A 19,165-nucleotide genomic window follows, 5' to 3' on the forward strand; every position below is an offset into this window, starting at 1 on the left:
CTCCCGGCCGGGAGGGGCCCCGCTTCCGTCGGGCCGCGGCGCCGGGTCAGCGGCCGCGCTTGCGCCAGGCGTTGGCGCGGGCCTCCTGGTCGGCCGCCTTCCAGCGCTGCTTGCGCTCCGCGCGCACACGCTGGTCGCCGCGGGAACGGTTCCACTCGGCCTCGCGGCGGAGCCGGTTCCAGCGGGCCAGCCGCCGGGCGTCCAGCTCGCCCTCGTCGACGGCGGCCAGGATCGCGCAGCCGGGCTCGGACTCGTGCGCGCAGTTCCGGAAACGGCACCGCCGGGCGAGTTCGCGGACGTCGGCGAAGGTCTGGTCGACGCCGCCCGGGTCGCCCGGCACGTCGATGCGCCGCACACCGGGGATGTCAAGGACCAGCGCGCCGCCGGGGAGCTCCAGGAGTTGCCGGTGGGTGGTGGTGTGCCGTCCGCGCTTGTCCTGGCGGATCTCTCCGGTGGCCGCCAGCGGTTGCCTGGCGATCGCGTTGACCAGGCTGGACTTGCCCGCCCCGGAGGTGCCCAGGAGCACCCACGAGGTGCCGGGCAGGAACCGTGCGGCCAGCTCCCGCAGTCCGTCGCCGGTGTGGGCGCTGACGGCGTACACGTCGGCGCCGGTGGTCACCGACCTGACGAGTTCGAGGACCCCGGGGAGGCCCTCACCAGCCAGTTCGGTCTTGGTGACGGCCACGACCGGGGTCGCGCCGCTCGCCCAGACCAGGCTGAGGAAGCGTTCCAGGCGGCCCACGTTGGGACCCTGGTCGGCGGCCTCGCAGATCAGGACCGCGTCGATGTTGGCGGCCAGCACCTGGTCGTGGGAGTCCTTGGCCACGCCCTGGCGGACGAGGCTGCTGGAGCGTTCGAGAACCGCCTCCACGAGCCAGGTGTCACCGGAGCGTCGGACGGCGACCCAGTCGCCGGCGCACGGGGCACAGGAGGGGTCCGCCTGCGCGGCCCTGGTCAGGGCCGGGGCGTAGTCGGCGCGGGCCTCGACTGGGAGGCGGACCAGCGCGCCTCCCCTGCGGGAGGAGGTCACGCGGGCGGGGAACAGCGGATGTTCGCCGGCGTTGGCGGCGGCGTCAAAAGCGCGTTGGACACGCGGGTTCCATCCCAGTCGGCTCAGCGGGTGGAGGGTGGGCGTGTCCGTGTCGGGTGTCATCACGGCGGTCTCTCCGGGAGGCGAGCCGTCTGGAGGGCGGGGCCCTCAGGGCTCGCGGACGATCAGGAAGGTGGGGACTGGGGTACTCGCAAAGGCAGCCATGGCTTCTTCCTTCCGTCGTCGGCCGTCGTCCTGTCCACGACGCGCTCGGGCCCGCCGAGTCTAGGACCGGCGGGCCCGGGGCCTCCAGTGGTTTTTCCGGGGGCCGCGACGGTGCGCGGCCCCCGGTCGGACGGTGGTTCAGCGGCGCCTGGTCCACACGTCGTCCCCCGGGGGCCGCGTCGGCGGGGCCGGACGTGAGGCGGCCACGCCGTGCCGGGGGCGGTATCCGGCCTCGGGCGGGCGCTCGCCGTCAGGGGGCGCGGGGGCCGCGTGGACCGGGCGCCGGGTGTACTCGGGGCGCTCCTCGTCCACCCCGAGGAGGAGGAAGAGGCTGCATACCAGCAGGAAGACGAACAGGCCCACGATCAGGGGCAGCAGGAGGTCGGTGGCGCTGGCCCCGGGCGGGGGGCCGTAGCGGTTCAGGCGCGGGGGCTCGATGTGGACGCCCAGCATGCCGGTGTAGTGCATGGAGGTCACCGCGACACCCATCACCGGCGAGGCGAGCAGGAGGGCGGTGAACCCGCGCAGCCGGGAGGCGCACCACAGGGCGCAGGTGGCCGCGACCAGCGCGATGCCGCAGGCGAGGGCGACGTAGCCGGGCTCGTGGTGCATCTCGCCGTGGACGTTCATCGAGGCCATGCCGGTGTAGTGCATGGCGATGATGCCCGTTCCGGCGATGAGTCCGCCCAGGAGCAGGGTGGACGTGCGCTGCCGGACGATCGTGATGGTGAGGGCGGCGCCCATGACCACGACGGCGGTGACGCCGCTGACACCGGTGAGCACGGCGTCGTAGCGGATCGAGGTGCCGACGGGGGAGAACCCCATCATGGCGATGAAGTGCATGGACCACAGGGCCATGCCGCCGAGGGAGAGGGATGCCAGGGCCAGCCACTGCCACCGCGTGAAGGTCGTCGACCGGCGCGCACGGGCGGCGAACGCCAGCCCGAGGAGCGAACCGATGGTCGAGACCGTGAAGGCGATGGTGGGGGTCAGCCAGTCCTGGGTGGGGAAGTCGGCCACAAATCGCTACTTTCTATGACCTGAATCACAATCGACCAGGACCTGGATAGTAGGGATGGCCTGGGGTGGGACGCCAGAGGTTTCCCGAAACCCGCGTGGCCTGATGTGGCCATTGACCGCCCAGCATCGCTCAGCGACGTTCCGGTGACGCCCCGCGGTCTCGTGCCGGGCGGTCCCAGGCGCTGCCGGTGCTGTGGCGTCCGGTGTAGCGGCCCGTCTCGTTGCCCGGGGACGCGGGGTCGGACGCGCGTTCGCCGTCCTGCCCGTCGCTCCCCGACCTGCGGCGGGGGGCGGTGTCGTCGACGCCGAGCATCAGCAGGAGGCTGCACACCAGGAGGAAGACGAACAGGCCGACGACCAGGGGCAGGAGCAGTTCCGGGGCGGTCGAACCCGGGACCGGTCCCCGGAGCGGGTCGTCGTTCACGGTGACGTGCATGCCGAACATGCCGGTGTAGTGCATGGAGGAGACCGCGACACCCATGACCAGGGAGGCGAGCAGGATCGCCGGCACGCCCCTGATCCTCTGGGCGAACCAGAGGGCCACGGTCGCGGCGACCAGGGCGATGACCACGGCCAGTCCCACGAACAGCGGGTTGTGTTCGAGATGGCCGTGCATGTTGATGGACGCCATGCCCATGTAGTGCATGCCGACGATCCCCGCTCCGGCGATGGCGCCGCCCGCCAGGAGCCACCCCGTTCCGCTGCGGACGACCGTCAGGTACTGGGCGAGCCCCATGGCCGCCACGGCCAGCAGGCCGCTGGCGATGGTGAGGGTCGTGTCGTAGCGGATCGACGTCCCGGGGACGTGGAAGCCGAGCATGGCGATGAAGTGCATCGACCACACGGCGGTGCCGCCGAGGCACAGCGCGCTGAACGCCAGCCACGTCCCCCGGGCCGCTCCGCGGGAGCGCCGGGCGCGGGTGGCGAACATGAGGCCGACGAAGGAGCCGATGACCGACACGGCGTAGGCGATCACTGGGGTCAGGACCCCGTGGGTGAAGTGCTCGATCATGGCCGGTGGCTCCAGAGGGGGTGGGGGGAGGGTCCTGTTCGTGCCAATCCTAGGAGGCCGGATCCGCTCGGGGGCGCCCCAGGGCTGTGTGGGGATCGGGCACGGCGCAAGGGGCCTTGGTCCCGGGGCTGTACGGGGGAGGGTGGTCGCGACCTCTGTGACGCGAAACATGGACGTGGGGAGGGGTATGCCGGGGAGTCACGGCCCTGCGTCGCCCGCGACGGACGCGCGGCACGCACCGGCCGCACGCACCGGCCGCACGGTTCGGTCGGCCGCACCGCCGTGCCGGCTACGCGCGCAGCCCCCCGAAGGCGATCCGGGCGAGGGTGTCGGCGACCTCCTCGGAGGCCAGCCCCCGGTCCGGCTTGTACCACTCCACGAGCGAGTTGACCATGCCGAACAGCAGGCGGGCCGCGACCGCCGGATCCACGTCGCTGCGGATGTCGCCGTCGACGATCCCCTCGCGCACCAGGTCGGCGATCAGGTGGTCGAACGCGCGGCGCCGCTCCAGGGCGCGCTTCTCCACCTCCGTGTTGCCGCGCACGCGCAGCAGCAGGGTCACGTGGGGCAGCTCCTCCACCAGGACGCGGACGCTGCCGCGCAGGACGTGGTCGAGCCGGTCGATGGCCGGGCCGGTCGTGGACGCCTCCTCGCGGGTGACCGCGAACAGGGCGTCCATCGCCAGGTCCAGGGAGCGGCGCAGCAGTTCGGTCTTGCCGGTGACGTGGTGGTAGATCGCCGACTTGGTCACGCCCAGGGCGCGCGCCAGGTCCTCCATGCTGGTGCCGTCGTACCCGCGTTCGTTGAACACGCGCGCGGCCACGCGCAGGACGGAGTCGGCGTCGTGGCCGGGGCGGCCGGAGCGCCGCCGTCCCGCCCCGCGGCGGGAGGACGCTGATTCGTGAGGGGAAGTTCGGGACACGGTTGTCGAATCTACCTGGTGAAGCGCACCGAGGTGCGCGGATGGCGGTCCGGGGGCGTCATCGGTGTCCCCGGATCCGCACGAGGGCGGGGAAACCCAACGAACGGTCGGTCGGTAACAGATCATAGGTGGACCCCGGACCTCGGACCCCGGACCGCCGTACGGCGCCCCCGTGTCCGGGGGTGTGCCCCGGCCGCCGGACGGCGGGGAACACGTTTGGCCCAAGGATTGCCACGGCGGGATTGTCCGCCGCGGCGACCAGGCGTAGCTTCGGCCTCATCGTGAGGGCCCGGGCACCGCCCGCGCCCACCCGACCCTGAGCGAGGCAGCATGGCGATCGTCCAGAACGCCGCCCCACGGAGGGCGACGATCACCGAAGGGCACGAGGCGGACCGCAGGCGGCAGAGGCTCGACCGGGGCAACGCCCGGTGGCGCAGTTTCGGCTCCGCCCATCCGCGCCAGGGCTCCGCGCGCAGACGCGAACTGCTCGAACACCAGGCGCCCCGGGTGTCCGTCCTGTCCTGCGCCGACTCCCGTGTGCCCCCCGAACTGGTCTTCGACCAGGGGCTCGGTGACATGTTCACGACCCGGTCGGCCGGCCAGGTGCTGGACTCGTCGGTGCTCGGCACGCTCGTCTACGGGGTGGACGAGTTCGACACGGTTCTCCTGGTCGTCCTCGGCCACGACTCGTGCGGGGCCGTGCAGGCCGCCATCAGGGCCCACCGCGCCGGGGCGCTGCCCCCGGGCCACGTCGGCTACCTCGTGGGGCAGATCATGGAGGTCGTGGAGACGGTGCCGGAACAGGAGACCGAGAAGGCCTTCCTGGACGCCTGTGTACGGGCCAACGCGCGTTCCGTCGCCGAGCAGGTACGGCAGGAGCCGGGGCTGCGGGAGGCGGTGGAGGCCGGAACCATGAGGGTCGAACCCGCCCGCTACGACCTCAGGCGCTCCCGGGTTGAGTGGCTGGACGACGCTTCCAGGAGCGGTCGGGGTGGCGAGGGGGTTCCGGCGCAGAGAGCCCGCAGCCGGTGAAGCAAGTGAAGCAAGTGGAGGAAGAGGCCGTCCGGAGAATTCCGGGCGGCTTTTTTCATGTTCTGCGAGGGGGTTGTGAGGCTTCCGAGCATGGGGTGATTCTGCGTGGCGCTAGGGATGCGTTAAAGCCCTTGGAGTCATTTGCCGTACAAGAGTAATTTGGTCCTCGTTTAGCGGCAAAAGTCCTTTCTGTCGCTAGTCGAGAAGGGAAACCCCCATGGCCATCACCCGTCGCGGCGCGCTGCGCGCATCCCTCCTCGGCGGAGTCGGAGCCGCGGTCGCCACCGCAGCCCCCGCCTCCGCCTGGGCGGTCCCCATGCCCACGCCCGCACCGCACCCCCAGGACGCGGCCTCGGCCCTGCGCCTCCTCAAGGAGGGCAACCGCCGCTGGCGGCGCACCGCCTCCCGCCACCCACACGAGGGAGCCGCACGCAGAGCCGAGATGGCGCTCGGGCAGGACCCGTTCGCCGTCGTCCTCGGATGCGCCGACTCGCGGGTCCCGCCCGAGCTGGTCTTCGACCGGGGACTCGGCGACCTCTTCACCATCCGGTCGGCCGGCCAGGTGCTCGACTCGTCGGTCCTCGGCAGCATCAGCTACGCTGCCGAACACCTGGAGGTCCCCCTCGTGGTCGTCCTCGGGCACGCCTTGTGCGGTGCGGTCACCGCGGCCGTGGACGCCCACCGCACCGGGGAGGTCCCGCACGGCCACATCGGCTACCTGGTGGAGCAGATCCTGCCCGTCGTCGAGGCCACACCGGACGACGGAGACGACTTCGTGGACGCCTGCGTCCGCGCCAACGCCGACCACATCGCCGACCAGCTCCGGGAGGACGACGACCTGCGCGACCTGGTCGACGCCGGTCGGCTGGACATCGTTTCGGCCCGCTACGACCTGGAGACCTCAAGGGTCTCCTGGCTCTGACGCCGGGGCTGTCCGGTCCAGGGCGTAAGACCTGAAAACCCCACAGAACAAAAAAGGTGATCGACCGGATTCTTCCGGTCGATCACTGCTGTGCAAGGGGTTCGGGGGAACATTCCCCCTCAATGCATTCCCGGAAGGAAATGCCAGGGAGGGCCTCCTGTCAGGCAAAACAAAACAGGTCATTCAAAAACCTGCGGATGCGAGGGAAGAGGCTTATTCTCGTGATGTCCGCAAAGGACTGTTCGCCTGATTCGCAGTGGGCCGGTCGGTAGTCGGCCCCCTTTCTCGCAAAGGACCGCCGTGCGTGCCTTCGACCAGCAGATGCGGGAGATGCTCCAGACCCCAGGGGTGCGCAGTGTCGGCCTCGTCGACTGGCGTGACGGCCGCACCCTGGCACGCGTCGGCGCCGAGGACCGGTCCGCCGACACGGAGGCGATCCTGCGGGCCGTCCACAGCGGTCCGCTGTGGTCCGTCGGCGACCTGGAGGACGTGGTCGTCACCGAGACCGACCACCACCTGCTGCTCGCCGTACTCGACAACCCCGACCTGTGCCTCCAGGTGTGGATGGTGCGGGAGGAGGGCAACCTCGGCTACACCCTGCGGCGGCTGCGCCGCATCGCCCGCACGATCCGGACACCGTCCCCTCCGCCACCCCCGCGCGGCGCGGACCTGCCTCCCCGGCACGACGGGGGCAGGCCCCGCCCCGCCGTCCGGGCCGTCGCGTCCGTGGACCGCCGCGTCCTGGAGCGGGTCCTCGCCGGGCTCCGCACCCTGCCCGTCGACCATTCCCGGACCGGAACGGTGGTCGCGTGACCGCTGGCGCCTCCCCCCGGCGGGGCGTTCCGGGGATTCGCCGCTGGATCGCCGACCGAAAGCCACCGCGCCGCCCTACACCAAGGAGAGAGAAGGACATGCCGAACATCGAATCCGGGCTCAAGGAAATGATGGAGATCGACGGGGCCGTCGGCGCCGCCGTCGTCGACTACAGCAGCGGAATGGCGCTGGGTACGCTCTCGGCCACGAACTCCCTCGACCTCACGGTCGCCGCGGCGGGGAACACCGAGGTGGTCCGCGCGAAGATGCGCACCATGGACCAGCTGGGCATCAACGACGCGATCGAGGACATCCTCATCACCCTGTCCGGCCAGTACCACGTCATCCGGCCCCTGGCCAGCCGCAAGGGGCAGGGACTCTTCCTGTACCTGGCACTGGACCGCGCCCGGGGCAATCTGGCCCTGGCGAGGCACCGGCTCAAGGGAATCGAGGAGACTCTGGAGGTGTGAACACTCCCGGAGGAGCAGGCGATGGGGGAGAATGCCGGTGTCAAACCCCCCGACGCCGCAGGGAGCCCGGTATGTTCCGGATCGTGATCAGCCGCCTCACCGACGACGGACTGCACGTCACCCCCGAACAGCACGGAACCGCCATGTCCGTCGACGAGGCGGTCCTGGCCGTCAGGCGGCACCTGCCCACCGCGGACACCGGGGCCCTTCGCAGCGACGCCGTGCAGACCTCCGTCAACCGGGTCAACGACTTCCGGCGCGACGTCCGCACCGGAGAGGGCGACCACTTCCGGGTGGTCATCGCACCCATGATGTGACCCGGTGCCCGACGGCCCCGGACAGGGGGCCGGCCCCGTCCCTCCCCGGATGGACTCCCGGGAGGGGCGGGGCCGGGTCGCCCCGGCGCCGGGGCGGACCGGTCAGTCCGATCCGAAGACCGAGTCGAAGGACGACTCCGGCGGGTCGTAGGCGTTGGAACGGACGAAGTCGACCGCCTCCGCGGCCCCGACCATGCGGTCCATGCCCGCGTCCTCCCACTCCACCGAGATCGGCCCCTCGTAGCCGATCGCGTTGAGCGTGCGGAAGCAGTCCTCCCAGGGGACGTCCCCGTGCCCGGTCGACACGAAGTCCCAGCCCCGGCGCGGGTCGCCCCACGGCAGGTGGGAGCCGAGCCGCCCGTTGCGGCCGTTGCCCGTCCGCCTGCGGGTGTCCTTGCAGTCCACGTGGTAGATCCGGTCCCGGAAGTCCCAGAGGAACCCGGCCGGGTCGATGTCCTGCCACACCATGTGGCTGGGATCCCAGTTCAGGCCGAACGCGGGCCGGTGGCCGACGGCCTCCAGCGCCTTCTGGGTGGACCAGTAGTCGTAGGCGATCTCGGAGGGGTGCACCTCGTGCGCGAACCGCACCCCCACCTCGTCGAACACGTCCAGAACGGGGTTCCACCGGTCGGCGAAGTCCCGGTACCCGGCCTCGATGACGTCCTCGCCCACCGGCGGGAACATCGCCACGTACTTCCAGATCGCCGACCCGGTGAAGCCCACGACCGTGGACACGCCCAGCCTCGCGGCCGCGCGGGCGGTCGTCTTCATCTCCTCGGCCGCCCTCTGCCGCACACCCTCGGGCTCCCCGTCGCCCCACACGCGGGAGGGCAGGATGTCCCGGTGCCGGTGGTCGATGGGATCGTCGCAGACGGCCTGGCCGAGCAGGTGGTTGGAGATCGCCCACAGGCCCAGGCCGTGGCGCTTGAGGATGTCCAACCGGTCGCGCACGTAGTCGTCGTCCACGGCGGCCCGTGTGACGTCGAGGTGGTCGCCCCAGCAGGCGACCTCCAGGCCGTCGTAGCCCCACGAGGAGGCCAGGGAGCACACCTCCTCGAAGGGCAGGTCGGCCCACTGTCCGGTGAAAAGTGTGACTGGTCGCGGCATGTTCGCTGTCTCCGTGGTCGGGGGTGTCGGTGCGTCGGGGGTCAGTGGTCGTCGTCGTGCCCCTCCCCGGGGGCGGGGGCTCCGCCGCCCTCCCCGGAACCGTCGGGCCGGAGGGCACCGGAGTCGGGGGCGGCCGGCAGGTACAGGTGGACGTGCTCGCCGCCGGCCCCGAGGCTGAGCAGGTCGAGCTGGGTGGCGGCTGCCGACCAGGAGACGACCGCCTCGGTGCGCAGGTCCATGGCGATGTGCAGGACGTCCATGCGCAGCTCCTCGTCCTCGATCTGCGCCGCCTTGGCGTAGGTCTCCACCGCCATGGACAGCAGGTGGACGGACGAGGTCAGCCCGGTGTGGGCGACGCTGTGGGAGGGCCCGCCGGACGGCGGATCGCCGAAGTGCGCGGAGGCGTCCCGGACGCCGGTCCGCCAGCCGTCGACGGTGGCGGCGTCGGTCGTGTCCAGCGGCGGGTGCGACCCGTCGGTGGGCAGGAACTCCTCCATGTCCTCCACGATCGGTGAGAGGCCCTCGTGGGCCATACGGGTGTGCCCGACGAGGTCGCCGACCAGGTCGGCCTCACCGCCGGCGGCGCCGGAGGAGGGGGCGGCGCCGCGGCCGAGGAGGAGAACGGCGGCGGCGACGAGTGCGCCGACCAGGAGCAGGGAGCAGGCGGTCAGCCACCACGTGGTGGCCGTGGCGGGTACCGCCGTGTCCTGCGTGTCGGTGACCGGGTCGGAGGGGGACGGGTGTGTGGACATCGTGACGTCTCCTAGAGAAGAGCGGAGCCGCCCAACTTCAGATGGCGCTTTCCGGTGAGCGCGGCACCGAGCGGGGGTGGTGGGGGTCGGCCCGGCCCGGGCGCCGCGGACCGCGGTGCGGACACGGTCGCGAACGGGTCGCGTCCAGGCACGGCGTCTCCTCTCAGGAGGTCAGTGAACGCAGGTGGGCCAGGCCGTCGACGGCGATCGCGTCCTGCGACGCCGCCAGCGGTCGCCAGACGGAGGCCGCCGTGGCGATGCTGGCATTGTCCGCCGTGAACGATTCGATGACCAGGGGCCCCCGGTACCCCGCCGCGTCCAGCGACGCGAGGATGCCGCGCCAGTCCAGGTGGTCGGCCCCCGGCGCGCCCCGGTCGTTCGCGCACACCTGCACGTGCTTGATCCGCCCGGCGGCGCGTCCTATCGCCGCCGCCACGTCCTGCTCCTCGATGTTCATGTGGTAGACGTCGAGGGCCAGCCCGCAGTGTTCGGCGGGCAGGTCCGCGAGCATCTCCATCCCCTGGTCCACGGTGTTGATCAGGCTCGTCTCGTACCGGTTGAGCGGCTCCACCGCCACGCAGACCCCCGCGGCCGAGGCGTACTCGACCACGGGGGCCAGGCCCTCGACCAGTTCCGCACCAGCCCGCAGACGTTCGTCCGCGGACAGCCTCCATGTGCGGCCGACCGAGGCGTAGGCCGGGCCGGCGACGACGGAGGAGCCGACCGTCGCCGCCGTGTCCACGACCCGCTTGAGGTAGTCCTGCGTGGCCGAGCGGGTGGCGGGGTCGGTCGCGACGAGCTCCCGCCCCTGCCCCATGACCAGCACGACGGTGGCCCGCAGGCCCAACCCGTCCAGCAGGGCGCGTGCGCGCCGGGGGTCCCAGTCGCCGACGTCCTCGACCGGAAGCTCGATCACGTCGAACCCCCACCCCGCCACGCGGGGGGCGATCCGCTCCAGTTCGGCGTCGGTCAGCGGCGACGTCCACACCCAGGTGTTGACCCCCAGCGCGCGCATCTACCGGTCCGTCCAGGCCTCGGGGAAGCCCGGCAGGTCCTCGCCGCCGAACTTCGCGTAGTGCAGCGACGGCATCTCGTCGTTGCGCTCCAGGTACTCGGGCAGGTCGTCCTGCGTGATGGGCGCCTGCGGCAGGACCCACTCGGAGGGGACCTCCTCGCCGGCGAGGATCATGCTCGCGGCGAGGACCGGCGTACGCCACTGGAAGTTGGAGTAGACCGGGGCGATGGCGGTGAGGCCCTCCTCGTCCCACTTGCGCATGAAGCTCAGCTCGTCCTCACCCGCGATCACCGGGTAGGGCTGTCCCGCGTCCTCGAAGGCCTCCAGGCCGGCGACCGCGCCGTCGCCCGCGTCCATCCAGATACCGTCGATCTCGCCGCGCTGGAGGTGCTGGGAGACCAGGTCCTTGATCTTGGCCCCGTCGCCCTCGGTGAACTCGTCGGCGACCACGTTCAGCTCGCTGCCGCCGAAGATCTCCTGCGCGGCGGCCCAGCGGTGTTCGAGCACGTCGACGCCGGGCAGGATGCGCAGCGCCAGCACGTTCGAACCGGGCTCCAGGTTGTCGACCAGGAACTCGGCGGCGTCCGCGCCGTAGGCGTAGCCGCCGATCGGGTGGATGAACGTGACCATGCAGTCGGAGTTCACCCCGCGGTCGAAGACCACGACCGGGACGCCGCTCTCGCACGCGGTCTCCACCGCCGGGGTCAGGGTGGCGGTGGTGGACGGCGAGATGATGATGGCGTCGCAGTCACCCGAGTCCACGAACGCCTGGATGTCGGAGATCTGCTGGTTGTCGTCGTCCGCGGCGTCCGACACCCGGAAGTCACCGATGGCGCCCTCCTCCTGGAGCGCCTCCACCTGCTGTTCCATGGTGATGAAGCCGGTGACCCGCCACGGGTTGGACACCGAGGCGTTGGAGAAGCACAGGGTGGCGTCCTCGGGCGCGTCGTGGGCGAACTCGGAGGTGTCGGCCCACTCGGGCTCGATCGCCTGCATCCAGGGCTCGTCCTCGGGCCCCTCCGGGGTGATCTCGCGCTGGGCGAGCTGGGTGTCGTACTCGGCCTGGTCGAACCACTCCTCGTTGGGGGTGAGCTCGGCGCCCTCCTCACCGGAGGCGCCGTCCTCCGGGGCGTCGGTCGTACACGCCGTGAGCATCAGTGTCAGGCCGGCGGCGCCGGCGAGCAGCACGCGGGGGACGCGCATGGTTACCTCCTGGAAGTGCCGAGCGGCTGCTCGGTCGTACGGTCCGGTCGCCGTCGCAGGCGCTCCGGAAGTCGAAGTCCGCCACGGCGGGCCGCATAGGCCACGGCGGCGATGATGATGACTCCCTGCACCGTCGGCTGGATGGTCGACGGCAGGTAGAGCTGGTTGAACAGGGTGAACAGCGCCTCGACGGTGAGGGCGCCCAGGACGGCGGCGACCACCGTGCCGCGGCCCCCGCCGAGGACCACCCCGCCCAGGACGACGGCGGTGATGGCGGTGAACTCCAGGCCCTGGCCGACCTGGGCGGTGACCCCGGCGTACCCGCCGACGAGGATCGCGGCGACGGTCGCCAGGAGGGCGGAGCCGACGAAGGCCAGGGTGCGCACCCACCACACCCGCACCCCGGAGAACGCCGCGGCGACGTCGTTGTCGCCCGTCGCGATGAGGGAGCGGCCGTAGGGCGAACGCATGAGGAACACCCCGGCGACGGCGAGGACGGCGGCGATCACCAGCGCCCACGGGAGCTGCCCGAGGAAGGGCAGGTCCTCGATGCCGCCGCGCCCCGGGACGCGGAAGGCCTCCGACAGGGCACCGGTGGGCGCACCCCCGGTCCAGTACCGGACGGCCCCGAACAGGATGAGCATCGTGCCCAGGGTGGTGATGATCGACGGCACCCTGAGCAGGGTCGTGACGAGGCCGTTGACCAGGCCGACCACCAGGCCGAAGGCCAGCATGGCGCCGATCACCGGAAGGGTCATGGACTCCTCCCCGTCGATCAGCCGGGCCGCGATCACCACCTGGGCGCCGACCAGGGAGCCGACCGACAGGTCGAACTCGCCGGAGACGATCACGAGGTACTGCCCGATCGCGAGGATGACCAGCGGGGCGGCCTTCTTGGCGAACGCCATCAGCGGCGGCCCCTCGAAGAACGACGGGTTCTGGGTGGCGATGACCACGAAGATCAGCACCAGCAGCAGGGCGACGGTCGCGGTCCCTCCCCGGCCCAGCGCGGCGAGCGCGGTGAGCACGCCCGCGCCGCGCCGGCGGACGTCGGGGGGAGTGGTCGTGGGCGCGGTCATCGGCGGCCTCCCAGGGGTTCCGGCGCGGGTCGGGGCCCGGGATCGGGGACGGGCGGCGGCGGTGCGCCGCCGGAGGGGAAGCGGACCCGGACGGCGGTACGCGAGTGCTGTCCCCGGGCGTAGACGGCGACGGCGGCGATGACGATCACGCCGCGCATCACGTCCTTGACGAACGGGTCGACGGCCAGCACGTTGAACACCGTGTCGAGCGTCGCGAGGATGAAGACCCCCGCGACCGTCCCGGCCACGCCGCCGCGCCCGCCGAGCAGGTAGGTGCCGCCCAGGACGACGGCGGCGATGGCCTCCAGCTCGTAGCCGTTGCCGTAGACGGTGGCGCTGCCGGTGCCGAACCTGGCCGCGAGCAGCAGGCCCGCCACACCGGCCATGACGGAGCACAGCACGTGCGCGGTGACGGTGGGCACCCCGGCGCGGACCCCGGAGAGCCGCGCGACCTCGGCGTCGCCGCCGACCGCGTACATGTGGTAGCCCGTCCGGGTGCGGTGCAGGAACAGCACGGCGGCCGCCGCGAGGCCCAGCATGACGAGGGTGGACACCGGCAGGACGCCGATCCGCGTGTAGCCGAAGGCCTGGAACGCGGTGGGGATCGCCCCCGCCGGGCCCTGGAAGTTGGTGTCCAGGTAGCCCTTGATGATCAGCCCCATCCCCAGCGTGGTGATGAAGGGGTTGACCCGCAGCCGGGTGATCACGAGGCCGTTGGCCAGGCCGATCAGCGCGGCCAGGCCCAGCGCCGCCCCGACGCCGAGCAGCATCCGTGACGGGTCGCCCGCCATGGTGGTCGCCGCGACCACCGTGGACAGGGCGGCCACGTAGCCGACCGACAGGTCGAGGGAGCGGCACAGGATGACGAGGGTCTGACCGATGGCCAGGAACCCGAGCAGGCTGCTGCGGGTGAACAGGTCGACCGTGTTGGCGGTGGTGAACAGGTTGCCGCCGCGCGTGGCGACGTAGACGGCGCCGGCCGCGAGCAGGACCACCAGGGCCAGGTAGACCAGGCCGGTGGTGCCGAGCCGGGACCACAGGCCCCGGGAGGTGGAGGTGATGGCGCGTGTCACGGGGCGGCCTCCTCGTGCCGTGCGGGGGAGCCGCTGCCGTCGTCGGGGTCCGACGCGGTGCCGGTGTCGGGTCCGGTGCCGTCGGAGCGGACGGCCGCGATGCGCGGGTCCTCCGTCGGGGGTGCCCCTCCCGGGTCCTCGGGCGGGGCACCGGTGGCCATCGCCATCACGGCCTCCTCGCTCGCCCCGCCGGGCAGTTCGCCCGCGATCCGGCCGTCCTCCAGGACGACCAGCCGGTCGGCCATGCCGATCAGCTCGGGCAGTTCGGAGGAGATCAGCACGATCGCGGCCCCGGACGCCGCGAGCTCGCGCATCAGCCGGTAGACGGCCTGTTTGGCGCCCACGTCGATGCCGCGCGTGGGCTCGTCGAGGATGATCACCCCGGGTTCGGTCGCCAGCCACTTGGCCAGGACGACCTTCTGCTGGTTGCCGCCCGACAGGTACTGGACCTCCTGGTCGTGGCCCCCGCGCGTCACCAGCTCCAGGGAGGAGAGGATGCCGGGCAGCCGCCGGACCCGGCGGGCCGAGCCGAACGGCAGCACCGCGTCCAGGACGAGGCGGCCGTTGGCGGTGATGGACTGGTTCAGGGCCAGCCCCTGCGCCTTGCGGTCCTCCGTCACCAGGACCAGCCCGGCGCGCACCGCCTGGCGCGGCGAGCGCAGAGCGATCCGCCTGCCGTCCACCACGACCTCGCCCCGGGTGAAGCGCTCGATGCCGAACAGGGCGTGGGCGACCTCGGTGCGGCCGCTGCCCTGAAGGCCCCCGAGCCCCAGGATCTCGCCGCCCCGCACCTCGAACCCGATCCCGTCCAGCTGGGTGTTGCCCCCGCCCCCGACCGACAGCCGGACCTCGCCGACACGGTCGCCGTGCGGTTCCAGGCGGTCGGGGAAGACCGACGAGACGGGGCGGCCCACCATCTTGCGCACCAGCTGCGCGGGGCCGATCCCGTCAGCTGGAACCGTGTCCACCAGGTGCCCGTCCTTGAGGACGGTGACGGTGGCGGCCAGGTCGAAGATCTCCTTCATACGGTGCGACACGTAGAGCACCGCCACCCCGCGCTCGCGCAGCCGGCCGATGATCCGGTACAGGACCTCCACCTCGTGGTCGGCCAGCGCCGCGGTCGGCTCGTCCATGGAGATGATGCGCGCGTCGTGCGACAGCGCCTTGACGATCTCCACGACCTGCTGCCCCGCCACCGACAGGGACCGGACCTTCGCCCACGGGGCGATGCCCTCCAGGTCGAGTTCGGCGAGGAGCTCGGCGGTGGCCCGCTCCATGGCCCGGCCGTCCACGAGGCCCCGGCGGCGCGGTTCGCGGCCCAGGAACACGTTCTCCGCGACGGTGCGCTCGGGAAGGAGGTTGAACTCCTGGAAGACCGTGGCCACCCCGGCGCGCTGCGCCTGGACCGGGTGCTCGAAGGAGACCCGGTCCCCGGCCAGCTCGATGGTGCCCGCGTCCGCGCGGTGCACCCCGGCCAGCACCTTCATCAGGGTGGACTTGCCCGCGCCGTTCTCCCCGACGAGGGCGTGCACCTGCCCCGGGTACAGGTCCAGGTCGATGCCGTGCAGCACGCGCACGCCGAGGAACGACTTGGCGATCCCCCTCATCCGCAGCAGGGGCTCCCCGGGCTCCGGGGTCGGGGGGCCGGCGGGGGCCGCGGAACCGGACGCGGGTGCGGCGGTCATACCGCCTCCTCCGGGACGTCGACCCAGCGGCGCTCCCGTGCGGAGGCCATGACCGCCTCGGCGATGACGGCGGCGCGCAGCCCGTCGGCGAACACGGGCAGGCCCTCCGGTTCCTGTCCCGCGATGGCGGCGCCGGTGTCGAGGACGAGGGCGTTGAAGCAGTCCTGGTAGCCCTGGGGGTGGCCGACGGGGACGGTGACCAGGCGTGCGGCGTCGGCGCTCAGCGCGGGGTCGTCGCGGGTGATGGTCGCGGTGCGTCCGCGGCTGCCCGCCCAGAGTGTCTCCGGGCGCTCCTGGTCGAACATCAGGGAGCCCTCGGTGCCGGAGACCTCCAGCACCAGCTGGTTCTTGCGGCCGGGGGAGACCTGGCTGATCACCGCGCTGCCGATGGTGCCGCCGACCGTGGAGAACTGGAAGGAGACCAGGTCCTCGGTGGAGACGGGGCGGCCGTCCCGGGTGTCGTTGACGCGGGACGTCTGGGCGCACACGGTCGCGATGCGGTCGCCGGTGACGAACTCCAGCATGTCGCACCAGTGGGAGCCGATGTCGCCGAACGCCCTGGTGGGACCGCCGAGTTCGGGGTCGACCCGCCAGTTGTCCTCCTCCGGGTAGAGGAGCCAGTCCTGGAGGTAGCCGCCGTGGGCGAGGCTGACGCGGCCGATCGACCCGGAGGCGACCAGGGCGCGGGCCTCGCGGGCCATGGGGTGGAAGCGGTACGTGAAGGGGACCACGGCGACCCGGTCGGCCTCCCGCGCGGCGAGCACGAGGCTCCGCGCGGTGTCGGCGTCGGTGGCCAGGGGCTTCTCGCAGACGACGTGCTTTCCGGCCGCGAGGGCGGCCAGGCTCAGCTGCGCGTGGAGGTGGTTGGGGGTGCAGACGTGGACGACGTCCACGTCCTCGCGGTGGATGAGTTCGAGGGCGTCCGCGTGGGCGTGGGCGATGCCGTTGGCGAGCCGGAACCGCTCCGCCTTGGCCGGCGAGGAGCCCGCGACCCCGACGACCTCGCCACCGGCGGCACGGACGGCGTGGGAGTGCACCCGGCCCATGAAGCCGGTGCCGATCACCGCGGCGCGGTAGGCGTTGGGCGTGGTCAGACCGGGTTCGGCTACGTCACCCAGGCTTGTGACCTTTCTCACTGACATGTCGCGAACAGTACGCCGGACTTATGTCGATCGTCAAGCAGAAGTTGACTGAGGTGCCCACATTAGCCGGAGGCCGGGCAGGCATAAGATCCTGTGCTTCACTGTTTCCATGACGGAAGACGCGCTGACTGACTCGGGGGGCCAAGGCGTGACGGAACTGCGCGCCGCGGCCGCACCGACCTCCGCACCCGGTGCGGGAACCCTGCTCCGACTCCTGCGGGACGGCCGGCCACGCACCCGCTCGGAGCTGGCGTCGGTGACCGGACTGGCCCGCTCGACCGTCACCCAGCGCGTGGACGCCCTGCTCTCCAGCGGACTCATCGGACCCGCCGGGGAGGCCGTGTCGACCGGAGGGCGGCCCCCGACGACCTTCTCGTTCCGTCCGGAGGCCCGCGTGGTGCTCGCCGCCGACCTCGGCGCCACCCACGCCCGCCTCGCGCTCACCGACATGTCCGGGACCGTCCTGGCCGAGGACCGCGCCGACCTGGACATAGCGGCCGGCCCCGAGACCGCCCTGGACTGGGTCGTCGACCACGGCAAGGACCTGCTCAAGGGCGCTGACCGCGGGGTCGGCGAACTCCTGGGCCTGGGCATCGGCCTGCCCGGCCCCGTCCAGCACTCCACCGGCCGCGCCGTCAACCCGCCGATCATGCCCGGCTGGGACAACTTCGACGTGCCCGGCTACGTCCACAGCCGCCTCGACGTCCCGGTCCTGGTGGACAACGACGTCAACATCATGGCCATCGGCGAGCACCACACCGCCTGGCCCGACGCCAGCCACCTCATGTTCGTCAAGGTCGCCACCGGTATCGGCTGCGGCATCATCAGCGAGGGCAGCGTCTACCGGGGCGCACAGGGGGCCGCCGGGGACATGGGGCACATCCACGTGCCCGGCCGCGGAGACAAGCCCTGCCGCTGCGGCAACACCGGCTGCCTGGAGGCTGTCGCCAGCGGCGCCGCCCTGGCCGCCGACCTCACCGGGGCGGGCGTCCCCGCGTCGGGGGCCCGCGACGTCGTGGAACTCTCCCGCGGCGGGTCCGTCCCCGCCCTGCGCGCCCTGCGCCAGGCCGGACGCGACATAGGGGAGGTCCTCGCCGCCTCCGTCAACATGTTCAACCCGTCGGTCATCGTCATCGGCGGCGCACTCGCCCTCGCCGGCGACCACCTGCTCGCCGGGGTCCGCGAGATCATCTACCAGCGCTCACTGCCCCTGGCCACCGAGCACCTGAGCATCGCCTCCTCCCGCGCCGGGGAGAGCGCGGGCGTGGTCGGCGCGGCCGTGATGGTCATCGAGCACTGCCTGAGCCCCCAGCACGCCGACACCCTCGTCAACGGGTGAGTTGGTGAGGGCGGGGGCGTGGGCGGGTGCCTCACACGGGGAACTCGCCGTACCAGCTGCGCTGGACGAGGTGCTTGGGCAGGTACCCGGACTCGACCTCCAGCCGGAAGTCGGGGTCGACCTCCGCGGTGTCGTAGGCCAGACAGGCCATGGCCAGGAGCCCAAGGGGGGTCCCGCCATCTAGCTCCTCGGCGCGTTCGGGTGTGGCGGTGTGAAATGAGCGGAACAGCTCAAGGCCTTCAGTGAGGGCCTCATTGAACTTGGCGCTGTCGCGACGCACAAGGTGCACCAGAGTGTTCAGTTGCGGGAAAACCAGCTTGTTCAGGGTCTCGGGAGTTCCGATCTCGGAGCGCGCAGGGTCGGACAGTTCCATAGCCTTGGTGAGGTGATCGGGTAGGCCTGGCCGATTCAGAACAAAAGCCTGCAGAGCCTGGATCCAGTGGTAGATGTAGGGGTTGTACAGGCTTCCCTGGCTTTCCCCGGCCTGGCGCAGGGTCTCGACGGAGATCTGGCACAGCGAGCGGTATCGCTCCTGTTCACGGCACGTTACGGCCAGGTAGAAGGCGTCCAGCCAGTTGCTGGCGTTGGTGAAGTAGGCGGGTTCGACTGCGGTCAGGCTGTGTTCCTGGTAGTCGATCCTTCGTGTGAGCCGGGTGCCCGGCTCAGTGGTGGAGACAGCGAGAACAGCTTCGCTCACCTGCATCCAGGTGACCCAGGATTCCCAGGTCTCGGGCCTGGCCGCATCGGTGTCCACGGCTAGACACAATTCGGCCTGGTTCTTCACCCCGTTGAGGGGGCCACCTGCGTCGGAGAGTGACTCCACCAGCCATCCCACATAGAACTTGCGCCTTTCTGGAATTTTCGCGATATGCACAGGGTAGTTTGGGTTGCCAATGTTGTGTCTGGTGATCTTATAGGGCAAGTTCTGGATCTTCTTCGTGTATGGCCTGAGAAGCCCGAGGCGCTGTCCTGAACACTTCTTCCGGATGCGGGGGTGGGGCCGTTGT

General features: G+C 71.6%; 19 protein-coding genes. 6 read left to right on the forward strand and 13 right to left on the reverse strand.

The features are described 5' to 3' along the window. Positions 1-46 precede the first annotated feature (46 nt). The 4 genes from rsgA to ACFWTE_RS06075 all read right to left on the reverse strand — a co-directional run bounded on the left by rsgA (position 47) and on the right by ACFWTE_RS06075 (position 4,110). On the reverse strand, positions 47-1,153 hold the full coding sequence (gene rsgA, locus ACFWTE_RS06060) for a ribosome small subunit-dependent GTPase A (protein ID WP_378778225.1): 1,107 nt from the start codon (positions 1,151-1,153) through the stop codon (positions 47-49). 240 nt (positions 1,154-1,393) lie between these two features. Then, positions 1,394-2,275, reverse strand: a complete 882-nt coding sequence (locus tag ACFWTE_RS06065; RefSeq protein ID WP_378778226.1) for an MHYT domain-containing protein — start codon at positions 2,273-2,275, stop codon at positions 1,394-1,396. Positions 2,276-2,405: 130 nt separating this feature from the next. Beyond that, on the reverse strand, positions 2,406-3,287 hold the full coding sequence (locus tag ACFWTE_RS06070; RefSeq protein WP_378778227.1) for an MHYT domain-containing protein: 882 nt from the start codon (positions 3,285-3,287) through the stop codon (positions 2,406-2,408). 289 nt (positions 3,288-3,576) lie between these two features. Beyond that, positions 3,577-4,110 (reverse strand): TetR/AcrR family transcriptional regulator, encoded by a 534-nt coding sequence (locus ACFWTE_RS06075; RefSeq protein WP_378778296.1) that lies wholly within the window; start codon positions 4,108-4,110, stop codon positions 3,577-3,579. A gap of 429 nt (positions 4,111-4,539) precedes the next feature. On the opposite strand from ACFWTE_RS06075, the gene ACFWTE_RS06080 reads away from it, so the two are divergent. From ACFWTE_RS06080 to ACFWTE_RS06100, 5 genes are all read left to right on the forward strand, one after another. Continuing rightward, positions 4,540-5,241: a carbonic anhydrase gene (locus tag ACFWTE_RS06080; RefSeq protein ID WP_378778228.1), complete on the forward strand. Its 702-nt coding sequence runs from the start codon at positions 4,540-4,542 to the stop codon at positions 5,239-5,241. A 217-nt stretch (positions 5,242-5,458) separates the two neighbouring features. After that, positions 5,459-6,163 (forward strand): carbonic anhydrase, encoded by a 705-nt coding sequence (locus tag ACFWTE_RS06085; RefSeq protein WP_378778229.1) that lies wholly within the window; start codon positions 5,459-5,461, stop codon positions 6,161-6,163. A gap of 300 nt (positions 6,164-6,463) precedes the next feature. Further along, positions 6,464-6,976, forward strand: coding sequence for a hypothetical protein (locus tag ACFWTE_RS06090; protein WP_378778230.1), 513 nt, complete (start codon positions 6,464-6,466; stop codon positions 6,974-6,976). Positions 6,977-7,074: 98 nt separating this feature from the next. Next, on the forward strand, positions 7,075-7,446 hold the full coding sequence (locus ACFWTE_RS06095) for a hypothetical protein (RefSeq protein WP_378778231.1): 372 nt from the start codon (positions 7,075-7,077) through the stop codon (positions 7,444-7,446). A gap of 71 nt (positions 7,447-7,517) precedes the next feature. Continuing rightward, positions 7,518-7,763, forward strand: a complete 246-nt coding sequence (locus tag ACFWTE_RS06100; RefSeq protein ID WP_378778232.1) for a hypothetical protein — start codon at positions 7,518-7,520, stop codon at positions 7,761-7,763. 102 nt (positions 7,764-7,865) lie between these two features. On the opposite strand, the gene ACFWTE_RS06105 is transcribed toward ACFWTE_RS06100, so the two are convergent. The 8 genes from ACFWTE_RS06105 to ACFWTE_RS06140 all read right to left on the reverse strand — a co-directional run bounded on the left by ACFWTE_RS06105 (position 7,866) and on the right by ACFWTE_RS06140 (position 16,813). Continuing rightward, on the reverse strand, positions 7,866-8,870 hold the full coding sequence (locus tag ACFWTE_RS06105) for a sugar phosphate isomerase/epimerase family protein (protein WP_378778233.1): 1,005 nt from the start codon (positions 8,868-8,870) through the stop codon (positions 7,866-7,868). A 41-nt stretch (positions 8,871-8,911) separates the two neighbouring features. Next, entirely contained in the window at positions 8,912-9,622 is a 711-nt protein-coding gene (locus tag ACFWTE_RS06110) for a hypothetical protein (protein ID WP_378778234.1), read from the reverse strand. A gap of 163 nt (positions 9,623-9,785) precedes the next feature. Further along, positions 9,786-10,637, reverse strand: a complete 852-nt coding sequence (locus ACFWTE_RS06115) for a sugar phosphate isomerase/epimerase family protein (protein ID WP_378778235.1) — start codon at positions 10,635-10,637, stop codon at positions 9,786-9,788. Further along, positions 10,638-11,840, reverse strand: a complete 1,203-nt coding sequence (locus tag ACFWTE_RS06120) for a substrate-binding domain-containing protein (RefSeq protein WP_378778236.1) — start codon at positions 11,838-11,840, stop codon at positions 10,638-10,640. It abuts the gene before it with no gap. A gap of 2 nt (positions 11,841-11,842) precedes the next feature. Beyond that, positions 11,843-12,919 carry an ABC transporter permease gene (locus ACFWTE_RS06125; RefSeq protein WP_378778237.1) on the reverse strand — a complete coding sequence of 359 codons (1,077 nt, stop codon included), beginning with the start codon at positions 12,917-12,919 and terminating at the stop codon, positions 11,843-11,845. Further along, on the reverse strand, positions 12,916-13,992 hold the full coding sequence (locus ACFWTE_RS06130; protein WP_378778238.1) for an ABC transporter permease: 1,077 nt from the start codon (positions 13,990-13,992) through the stop codon (positions 12,916-12,918). Before ACFWTE_RS06130 ends, ACFWTE_RS06125 begins: the two co-directional genes overlap by 4 nt. Next, on the reverse strand, positions 13,989-15,599 hold the full coding sequence (locus tag ACFWTE_RS06135) for a sugar ABC transporter ATP-binding protein (protein WP_378778297.1): 1,611 nt from the start codon (positions 15,597-15,599) through the stop codon (positions 13,989-13,991). Before ACFWTE_RS06135 ends, ACFWTE_RS06130 begins: the two co-directional genes overlap by 4 nt. Before the next feature lie 74 nt (positions 15,600-15,673). Further along, positions 15,674-16,813 (reverse strand): Gfo/Idh/MocA family protein, encoded by a 1,140-nt coding sequence (locus ACFWTE_RS06140; protein ID WP_378778298.1) that lies wholly within the window; start codon positions 16,811-16,813, stop codon positions 15,674-15,676. Positions 16,814-16,928: 115 nt separating this feature from the next. Between ACFWTE_RS06140 and ACFWTE_RS06145 the strand changes: the two genes are divergently transcribed. Next, on the forward strand, positions 16,929-18,158 hold the full coding sequence (locus tag ACFWTE_RS06145) for an ROK family protein (protein WP_378778239.1): 1,230 nt from the start codon (positions 16,929-16,931) through the stop codon (positions 18,156-18,158). A 31-nt stretch (positions 18,159-18,189) separates the two neighbouring features. On the opposite strand, the gene ACFWTE_RS06150 is transcribed toward ACFWTE_RS06145, so the two are convergent. Next, positions 18,190-19,080, reverse strand: coding sequence for an immunity 49 family protein (locus ACFWTE_RS06150; protein WP_378778240.1), 891 nt, complete (start codon positions 19,078-19,080; stop codon positions 18,190-18,192). Between the last annotated feature and the right edge of the window lie 85 nt (positions 19,081-19,165).

The sequence above is a fragment of the Nocardiopsis sp. NPDC058631 genome (assembly GCF_042716955.1).
Taxonomy (GTDB): Bacteria; Actinomycetota; Actinomycetes; order Streptosporangiales; family Streptosporangiaceae; genus Nocardiopsis.

Coding starts and splice junctions, on each gene's coding strand:
- ACFWTE_RS06145 (WP_378778239.1), top strand. CDS start 16,929: ATGACGGAAGACGCGCTGACTGACTCGGGGGGCCAAGGCGTGACGGAA.
- ACFWTE_RS06115 (WP_378778235.1), bottom strand. CDS start 10,637: ATGCGCGCGCTGGGGGTCAACACCTGGGTGTGGACGTCGCCGCTGACC.
- ACFWTE_RS06085 (WP_378778229.1), top strand. CDS start 5,459: ATGGCCATCACCCGTCGCGGCGCGCTGCGCGCATCCCTCCTCGGCGGA.
- ACFWTE_RS06105 (WP_378778233.1), bottom strand. CDS start 8,870: ATGCCGCGACCAGTCACACTTTTCACCGGACAGTGGGCCGACCTGCCC.
- ACFWTE_RS06100 (WP_378778232.1), top strand. CDS start 7,518: ATGTTCCGGATCGTGATCAGCCGCCTCACCGACGACGGACTGCACGTC.
- ACFWTE_RS06120 (WP_378778236.1), bottom strand. CDS start 11,840: ATGCGCGTCCCCCGCGTGCTGCTCGCCGGCGCCGCCGGCCTGACACTG.
- ACFWTE_RS06135 (WP_378778297.1), bottom strand. CDS start 15,599: ATGAGGGGGATCGCCAAGTCGTTCCTCGGCGTGCGCGTGCTGCACGGC.
- ACFWTE_RS06070 (WP_378778227.1), bottom strand. CDS start 3,287: ATGATCGAGCACTTCACCCACGGGGTCCTGACCCCAGTGATCGCCTAC.
- ACFWTE_RS06125 (WP_378778237.1), bottom strand. CDS start 12,919: ATGACCGCGCCCACGACCACTCCCCCCGACGTCCGCCGGCGCGGCGCG.
- ACFWTE_RS06080 (WP_378778228.1), top strand. CDS start 4,540: ATGGCGATCGTCCAGAACGCCGCCCCACGGAGGGCGACGATCACCGAA.
- ACFWTE_RS06095 (WP_378778231.1), top strand. CDS start 7,075: ATGCCGAACATCGAATCCGGGCTCAAGGAAATGATGGAGATCGACGGG.
- rsgA (WP_378778225.1), bottom strand. CDS start 1,153: ATGACACCCGACACGGACACGCCCACCCTCCACCCGCTGAGCCGACTG.
- ACFWTE_RS06110 (WP_378778234.1), bottom strand. CDS start 9,622: ATGTCCACACACCCGTCCCCCTCCGACCCGGTCACCGACACGCAGGAC.